The sequence below is a fragment of the Acidovorax sp. KPB24-03 genome (assembly GCF_057546605.1).
This window is the reverse complement of sequence record NZ_BAAJYR010000502.1, coordinates 1-2,173: the sequence shown is the minus strand read 5'-3', so window position 1 is coordinate 2,173 and position 2,173 is coordinate 1. Positions and strand designations below refer to the sequence as shown.

The 2,173-nt window shown below is 68.4% G+C and carries 5 protein-coding genes; all 5 read left to right on the top strand.

Annotated elements, in window-relative coordinates:
* The coding region (locus tag AC27KI_RS23220; RefSeq protein ID WP_487116063.1) for a hypothetical protein at positions 1-679 on the top strand (679 nt) is incomplete at its 5' end.
* A gap of 104 nt (positions 680-783) precedes the next feature.
* On the top strand, positions 784-1,191 hold the full coding sequence (hisI, locus tag AC27KI_RS23215) for a phosphoribosyl-AMP cyclohydrolase (RefSeq protein WP_487090342.1): 408 nt from the start codon (positions 784-786) through the stop codon (positions 1,189-1,191).
* An 11-nt stretch (positions 1,192-1,202) separates the two neighbouring features.
* Positions 1,203-1,622: a phosphoribosyl-ATP diphosphatase gene (locus AC27KI_RS23210; protein WP_487116061.1), complete on the top strand. Its 420-nt coding sequence runs from the start codon at positions 1,203-1,205 to the stop codon at positions 1,620-1,622.
* Complete coding sequence (locus AC27KI_RS23205) at positions 1,619-2,002, top strand: DUF4870 family protein (protein WP_272567628.1); 384 nt, start codon at positions 1,619-1,621, stop codon at positions 2,000-2,002. Before AC27KI_RS23210 ends, AC27KI_RS23205 begins: the two co-directional genes overlap by 4 nt.
* The coding region (locus AC27KI_RS23200) for a patatin-like phospholipase family protein (RefSeq protein ID WP_487116065.1) at positions 1,995-2,173 on the top strand (179 nt) is incomplete at its 3' end. The genes AC27KI_RS23205 and AC27KI_RS23200, both read left to right, overlap by 8 nt.

Below are 2,173 nucleotides of genomic sequence, written 5' to 3'. Positions count from 1 at the left end.
CTATCACCGGGCGAATACCAGCCGATCGGGCCAGGCGAAGGCGGCGCATGCCGAGGCGGGGCATTCCGGTGCGGCTGTGACGGGCCGCACCCGGGGCCGCGCCCGCCTCGCGGCGGGGATCTGCACGGTCCTTTTCGCCGCCGTGCTGGCAGGCTGCGCGCAGAGTCCGCGCTCTGCGGGCAGCACGCCGGCGCCGTCCTATGCCTCGGGCTACTTCGACCGCGCGCCTTGCGCCGACCGCATCGGCCGCTGCTTCGACGCCACCATCGGCGGCCAGCCGGTGGAGGTGATCGCCACGCGCGAGGAGTTCGAACGCCTGCGGGCGCAGCTGCGCGCCCTCGACGGTGGCGTGCGCGACGTGTACTGGACCGTGCGCCGCCCCCTGGGCAGGGCCGCGGCGCTCGATGTGGAGACGTTCGCCAACGCGTTCGGGCGTGCCCATGTCGGCGAGCCCCGCGAGGAGGCCGACGTGACGGTGTATGCCCTCGACGGGCAGAACCTGGAGAGCGAGACCGAGCACGTCGCCAGCCCCGACGTGCGCATCGGCGGCCGCCCGGCCGTGGTGCAGCAGGAGACGCTCACGCAGGACACGCTGCCCCCCGGCCGCTACGCCTTCGCCATCAAGTACCTGGGCCGCACGAACTGGGACCGCAAATGGGTGTTCCTGTCGGTGCAGTGAGGCCCGCAGGCCTTTTTGCATGAAAATGGCCTTCGGCGCAATCAATACTAGGGTGTTATGCTATGAAAATAATAGCAAAACAGGCCTTTCCCGCAGTGCAGCAAATGACCGAGAATGACTCCATGAACTGGCTCGACGAAGTGAAATGGGATGCGCAGGGCCTGGTGCCCGCCATCGCGCAGGAGGCGGCCACGGGCGATGTGCTCATGTTCGCGTGGATGGACCGCGAGGCCCTGGCCAAGACGGCCGAACTGGGGCGCGCGGTGTATTTCAGCCGCTCGCGCGGCAAGCTGTGGTTCAAGGGCGAGGAGTCGGGCCACGTGCAGACGGTGCACGAAATCCGCCTGGACTGCGACAACGACGTGGTGCTGCTCAAGGTGACGCAGCTCGGCCACGAGCCCGGCATCGCCTGCCACACCGGCCGCCACAGCTGTTTTTTCAGCGTGCTCAAGGACGGCGCCTGGCAGGCGGTCGATCCGGTCTTGAAAGACCCCGAGTCCATCTACAAATAACGGCAATGCCCATGACCATCCCCCTCACCGACGCCCCGACTGCTCCGCAGGCCCGCCCGTCCGAAGACGCGCTCGCGCGGCTGGCCGCCGTGATCGAAAGCCGCAAGCCCGCCCACGGCGGCGATGCCGACAAGAGCTACGTGGCGCGGCTGCTGCACAAGGGGCCGGACGCCTTCCTCAAGAAGATCGGCGAGGAAGCCACCGAGGTCGTCATGGCCGCCAAGGACGTGGACCATGGCGCCGACCCGTCCAAGCTGGTGTACGAAGTGGCCGACCTGTGGTTTCATTCCATGATCGCCCTCGCGCACTACGGCCTGACCCCGGCCGACGTGGTGGCCGAGCTGGAGCGCCGCGAGGGCACCAGCGGCATCGAGGAAAAATCCCTGCGCAAGGCCCTGGCCCGCGCCAACGACGAAGGAGCCAACGCGTGAGCGACATCATCGACGTGGAGCCGAACGAGCGGGCCGAATCGCTCAAGACCGTGGGTTGGATCAGCTATTTCCTGCACCTGATCGTCGCCGTGGGCGCCGTCATCCCCGGCGCGCAGCCCGGGGCCCTGCTGCTGGTCATCGCCCTGGTCATCGACTTGGTCAAGAAAAGCGATGCCGAAGGCACCTGGCAGGCCAGCCATTTCTCGTACCGCATCCGCACCGTCCTCTGGGCCGGCGTGCTCTACGTGGTGACCGCGCCGCTGTGGCTGTTGTTCATCGCGCCGGGCTGGATCGCCTGGGGCCTGATCTCCATCTGGTTCCTGTACCGCATCGTGCGCGGCATGGTGGCGATGAACAAGGGCCAGGCGATCGATGCCTGAGGCAGCGGCCCTCGCAGCGCCGCGGCGGCTCAACCTTGCCCTGCAGGGCGGCGGCTCGCACGGCGCGCTGACCTGGGGCGTGCTCGATGCGCTGCTGGAAGACGGGCGCTTCACGCTCGACGGCATCAGCGGCACGAGCGCCGGCGCCATGAACGCCGTGGCCCTGGCCCA